At 54.6% G+C, this 5,778-nt stretch carries 6 protein-coding genes; all 6 read right to left on the reverse strand.

From position 1 onward, the window contains the following. On the reverse strand, window positions 1-714 hold a 714-nt coding region (locus FDX03_RS21075; protein ID WP_249357139.1), incomplete at its 3' end, for a PTS system mannose/fructose/sorbose family transporter subunit IID. Beyond that, on the reverse strand, window positions 711-1,460 hold the full coding sequence (locus tag FDX03_RS21080; RefSeq protein ID WP_003023960.1) for a PTS sugar transporter subunit IIC: 750 nt from the start codon (window positions 1,458-1,460) through the stop codon (window positions 711-713). The genes FDX03_RS21075 and FDX03_RS21080, both read right to left, overlap by 4 nt. Window positions 1,461-1,485: 25 nt before the next feature. After that, complete coding sequence (locus tag FDX03_RS21085) at window positions 1,486-1,971, reverse strand: PTS system mannose/fructose/N-acetylgalactosamine-transporter subunit IIB (RefSeq protein ID WP_003023959.1); 486 nt, start codon at window positions 1,969-1,971, stop codon at window positions 1,486-1,488. A 12-nt stretch (window positions 1,972-1,983) separates the two neighbouring features. After that, window positions 1,984-2,409: a PTS sugar transporter subunit IIA gene (locus FDX03_RS21090; protein ID WP_040231533.1), complete on the reverse strand. Its 426-nt coding sequence runs from the start codon at window positions 2,407-2,409 to the stop codon at window positions 1,984-1,986. Between the two features lie 120 nt (window positions 2,410-2,529). Beyond that, complete coding sequence (gene dagR / locus FDX03_RS21095; RefSeq protein WP_137346537.1) at window positions 2,530-5,328, reverse strand: transcriptional regulator DagR; 2,799 nt, start codon at window positions 5,326-5,328, stop codon at window positions 2,530-2,532. A 90-nt stretch (window positions 5,329-5,418) separates the two neighbouring features. After that, a partial coding sequence (locus FDX03_RS21100) for a GNAT family N-acetyltransferase (RefSeq protein ID WP_137346538.1) occupies window positions 5,419-5,778 on the reverse strand: 360 nt, incomplete at its 5' end.

The following is a 5,778-nucleotide window of genomic DNA, read 5'->3' on the forward strand; positions in this document are numbered from 1 at the left end:
GATTTGCTGGACCACCACTTCAGAGCCTTTCAGGGCGCTGAGTTTTAACGGCGTGGTGATCTTGACGTAGCTTGCCGACAGCGCGCCCATCATGATCAGGCCCAACACGTTCGCGCCGTAGATCAGTTCCTTAATTCGCCCTCCCTGCAGCAGACCAATTATCGAGTCACGTCCCAGCGTATAGCCTTTGTGCACCATGCCATAGCTGATTGCCAGCGTAATGGCCGGGTAGAGGATTAACGGTACAATTCCGCCCATCGCGCTGCCATTGGCGGCGAATGGGATGAAAATAGCAATTAACAGCGGCATCACTGCGGCCCAGATGATCGAGTCCCCCATCCCCGCCAGCGGCCCCATCAAGCCCGTTTTTATCCCGGTGATGGAGGCGTCGCTGATCGGCTCACCGCGCGTTTTTTGCTCCTCCATCGCAATGGAGATCCCCTGAATTACCGCCCCGAACGTCTGCTCTGAGTTGAAGAAGTTCAGATGGCGTTTCAGCGCTTCTACCTGTTCCTCTTTTTGCGGGTAGAGCTTTTTGATGATCGGCGTCATCGAGGCGCAGAAAATCAGGCTTTGCAAACGCTCATAGGAGCTGGAAACTTCCGCGCCCAGCCAGTAGATAAACCAGGCTTTGGTGATGTCTGCTTTGGTCAGCGTACCGCTTTCACGCGCACGCTCCACCAGTTCATGTTGCATTACGTCGCTGCTCATCATGCTGCTCCTTCATTTTTCGCCAGACCTTTAATCAGGAAGGCCACGCAGGTACCAAAGATTGCCATCGCCATGATGTCTACCTTCAGGTACAGCACCGCAAAGAATCCGCCGATAAACCACGGCAGCAGGCTCTTTTTACCGATCACCATAATGGTGATGGCAAAGCCCAACGCTGGCAGAATGCCGCCCATAATTTCAAAGGAGTGCGTCAGCCAGTGCGGCATCAGCTTGAGGAAGCTTTCCACCACGTCCTGACCAAAATAGTTGGCGGCGAAAACCACCGGGAAACGCAGAACCAGGCCAAGCAACGCCGGGTAGAGGAATGCACAGCGCATAATGCCCGCCATGTTGGCCGTTTCCGCATGTTTATCGGCCATATGCACCCAAGCTGCGTTTAACGTGCGGCGCAACTGGTCGAGGAACACGCCGATGACGCCAAACGGGATCGCCAGCGCGATAGCCAGGTTCGGGTCCATTCCGGCCTTCACAGCGATAGGAATTGAAATACAGGCGGCCAGCGCCGGATCCGACGGGACGTTACCGCCTGGCGTAGAGGTCACGCCGAGATAAACCAGCTGCATGCCTGCACCGATGATCATCGCCGTTTCCATGTTGCCTAACAGCAGGCCAACGAATACGGCAATCACGACGGGCTGTAGCAGCATGGCGGAGAAGGTGTAGCCAAGGCGTAATCGGGCAAACCAGTAATACAACCCCATCAGGCTTGCAAAGACTAAAGTATCCATAGTTAAGTACCCTGTTATCAAAGAATTAGAATTTTTTCAGGATATCGTCCAGCGACTGCGGCTTATCTTCCGGGATAGTCTGGAAGAACACCTGAATCCCACGATTTTTCAGGTCGCTCAGAATGCCGACGTCTTTTTCATCCAGCGTAATGTTCTGGAATACCGCTTTGCGGTTTGGCCCGCCGCCCAGTCCACCGACCTGAATGGTAGTGACGTCAAACCCCAACTGGACCGCTTCCTGAACCGCCGCCAGAGAAGGGAACAGCACCAGCACTTTGCCGTCACCAAGCTGGTTTTCTTTCCAGGCTGCCGCAAAACTTTGGTTACCGAAACAATCCACTTTGATGTTTGGCGGCGCGGCCATCAGGTAGATGTTTTTCATAAACGGATCGGCATCCAGCTCATCGCTGACCACCGCAATCCGGTTGGCCTGAGATTGTCCAACCCATTTAGTCACCACTTGTCCATGAATCAGACGGCTATCGATACGACATAAGACGATGTTTGCCATGATGTTTATTCCTTATTGTGATTGTTGTAATTGACGCACGTGGGCGACAACGTCCAGGCAACTGCTACGCCCGGCTTCGACCAGTTCAGCCACGCAGGTGGTCAACTGGCCATGCTCGCGTTTGTCGAGCGCCTCCAGCAGCAAAGAGGCATTGAGCCCGGAAATCACTGCCACCGGGTAATCGGCACTCAGCCGCGCCGCCACGTTAGAGGTGGTGCCGCCAATAAAATCGGTCAGGATCAGTGAGCCTTCCGGCATGGTTTTCACCACGGCTTCGACGCGCTGGTAAAACTCGCCGAGCGTATCAACGGGCATCAGCGCAATTTCCGTCACGCCTTTGATTTCACCCATCACCATGCGCAGGCTGTTGCAAAGCTGTTGCCCCCAGCCGCCATGGGTCAGCAGCAGGATCTGGGGCAAGGATTCAGTGGTAGTCAAAATGGCCTCCTGGCTCGATTACATAGACATAAGTAAACAGAGCAAAGGCTGTGCCAGAATTTGTGTCACGCAGGGAAGAGAGGAGTGCTGACGGGGCAGAAAGCCGCGCCAGCAAAGGGATTAGCTATACAGCAGTTCGTAGATATAAAAATATTCCGCGTCCGATAAGCGAATGGCATAGGCCTCTTCGATCGGCAGGAAAGCGGATTTAATGACACTAAACGCGCGATTATCCAGATCCGGCTTGTTCTCCAGCGCCATCTGTAACGGTTTGCGGTTAATCACGATACGCTCGACCATACAGCAGCAGTGGATCAGGAAGCGCAGTGTCACCTGACGGCTCGGTTTGAGCGAAAGCGCGGTGGTCAGATGGTTCAGCACGCCTTCCATCTCTTTGAGAATACGCTGCGGGTTGAGCACCGAAATATGGTTAATGATGCTCTCCATAGTCAACGCGCTGATAAAGCGCATCGCGCTGCGCTCCATCTCCAGACGGCGTTCGCTGCTGGAGAGATCTGGCGTCAGCAGGCTGAGCACCAGCTCGGGGCCTTGTTCAGAGAACAGCTCCTCGAGCGAGATAAACGGAATATCCGGCAGTCCTGGCTGGAAAGTGCCCACTATTCCCGCCAGGCGTTCACTGGCGTTAATCGCCTGCTGCACGCGCTCCAGGCTGCGAACTTCGTTGTAATCGAGGATCACCATCCGCGTATCCTGCGACATCAACTCACCGAAGCTCTCTTCCAGCACCTTTTTGATTTTTTCTGCCGTTCCCATCCCGGTGATGCAGGAGATAACCAGCACTTTACCGCTGTTTTCCTGCTGCGGCGTACAGAGCTGACAGGGAATATTTTTGCTCTGCATCAACGCCGCCAGCTGCGGCAAGTCGCTGGTTTCGTAGCTTAAATCCAGCCCGATTTCCAGCAGGCTGGTGAGCGTGATATTGGGCATCAGCAGTACGTCTATCTGGAATAACTTACTGATCGTGCTGCCAAAATGGACCAGCGAGCCAATATCCACCATCAGGATCAACCGGCGATATTTTCGGGTCTGGATCATCTGTGTCAAAGCTTCCAGCGTGTCATGCACCGACTGCTCGAAAGGCATATCGATAGCGCTGAACACCTCGCGCTCCAGCACGCGATTCACGTACTGCGCCTGACTTGTCGCCGTCGTCGCACCGTGGGCAATCAAAATCACCCCGCAGTCCGGACTGGCGTCAATCCGTTGGCGGTAATGGCGACACTCTTTGAGGAACAGGCACAGCCAGACCACTTCCGTCGCCGGACATTGAATATGCAGTAGCTCATTGATTTTCCGGCATAGCAGCGTGGCGTTGTCATATTCATCTTTGCAGCGATCGAGGATCAGGCTGGAAGAATAGAGCTGAGGAATAAGGCCGCGCTGCACATAGCCAATCAGCGCCAGGAAGTGTTTGCGCAGCGGGTTAACCAGATTTTCCGGCAGCGTAAAACCAAGCACCTGCTCAACACAGCCGATCAACAGCGTGACTCGCTCTTCAATCTGATCGCCATAGCGCGGAGGATGCGCCACGCTGTCGCGGCTATAGAGACCATATTCAAATATCGAACTGAGCTTGTTTTTGAGGATTGCCAGCGTTTCGGCTGGCGGCACGTTGCTGTTACGCAGATTGATATATTCCCGGGTCAGGAAGCTGTAAAAGAGATCGCTCTCTTCAATTTCGGCTCCGGTGGCCAGCGAGTTTTTCAGCGCCGGCAGCGTGCGGGCATCGATGCTCAGGTGTTCTTTGCCTTCGAACAGCGCGCCAACCAACAGACGTTGTTCCGGCGTGGCGTTAAAGGGGAGCTCGGTCAGACGTTTATCCAGCTGTAGCGTGTCGCTGTGCTCGGTCATCCCCGAGGCCCAGGCCTGGGCGCAGAGAAACTGAATATCGCTCTTGAGCTGACCAATATTGCCTTCCAGCGGCTTGTTCAACAGCCAGAGCAGCAAGGTACGGTCGATGCTTATCGTACGCTCGATTTTGCGGCTCTCACGCTGTAAGAAGCCAACGATCAGTTCAACCTGCTCTTCCACCGAACGCTGGCGGATGCCGGGCAAATCGATACATACCTGAATACGTCGCTGGAAAGTGCGCAGCAATGCTGAACTCACCGGCTCGGTGGTGGCGCAAATCAGGCGAACCGAGATTGACCGCGCCACGGCGCTTGAGCCCAGCGGGCGATACTCACCTTTGTCGAGAATAGAAAACAGCTTTTCCTGACCTTCATACGGCAGACGATGCACTTCATCGAGCAGGAGATAGCCGCCATCAGCCTGTTCGACCAGACCGGGTTTATTTTCATTTGCGCCGGTAAATGCCCCCTGTCGATGACCAAACAGATGCGAAGAAAGCAGTTCCGGGTTATGGGCGTATTCCGCGCAGTTAAAGTAAACCAGCGGCGGCGACGCTCCCACTGCGCGTTCGCAGGCGAAACGGTGCATCAGTTCGGCAAAAAAGGTTTTGCCGACGCCGGAGGGACCAGTCAGCAGAACGTGCAGCCCGTGGGGATACAGCACCGCCGCGCGGCCTTTTTCCACCGCGTCGCGCAGGCTGCGATCGTAACCAATCAGGCCAGAAAAGGGATCCTCTGTCGCCTGGTTTTCCTGAACAGGTAACAGGTCGGCAACGGTTTGCACTTCGCGCTCGGACTCATCGAGTTTGCGCCCCAGCAGCGTTTCAATCGCCTGACGATGCAGAAAGAATACCGGGCGTCCGCGGCTTTTAATCGCCAGGCCGTCGTTCCAGAGCTGATTGAGATCTTTACTGACCGAGTTGCGCGCCAGTCCGAGGTTAAAGCCGATAGCTTCCGCTGTGAACGCCGTTTCCTGCGCCAGATGGGCAAGATTCAGTCCTCGCGTCAGCCGTTCCAGCTCCCCCAGTATTATCTCAATCCGTCTCATCTCTTTACCGCTTAAGAAATAAATGATTGTTTAGAACATACACTATTCTGCTACGCAAGACAGTGAGGCGGCGTCCAGACCTTCCGGTCATCAAAACGTTTTCGACAAATAATGCCGCGCTGAGCCGGTTTCCGGAAAGTTATCGAGGGTCATTTGCAGCTGATAGCCGTTTTTCTGATAAAACGGCAGCGCCTGGAAACTCATCGTGTCCACCAGCGCATGCAGGCATCCTCTCTCACGCGCTGTCTGCTCGGCAGACTGCATCAATTTTGTGCCATAACCGCCTTTGCGCAGCGAATCATGCATCCACAGGAAATCAATGCACAGCCATTCGCCTTTGATTTTGCCAATCAACCCGCCCAGAATTTCATTGCGTTCATCGCGCCAGTACACCGCCAGGTCGCCAAAGTTGGTGGTTCTCAGGAACTGGCGGTTGTAGGCGCGCAATCC

The sequence above is a fragment of the Citrobacter sp. wls827 genome (assembly GCF_005280875.1).
In the GTDB taxonomy this organism is placed as follows: domain Bacteria; phylum Pseudomonadota; class Gammaproteobacteria; order Enterobacterales; family Enterobacteriaceae; genus Citrobacter; species Citrobacter youngae.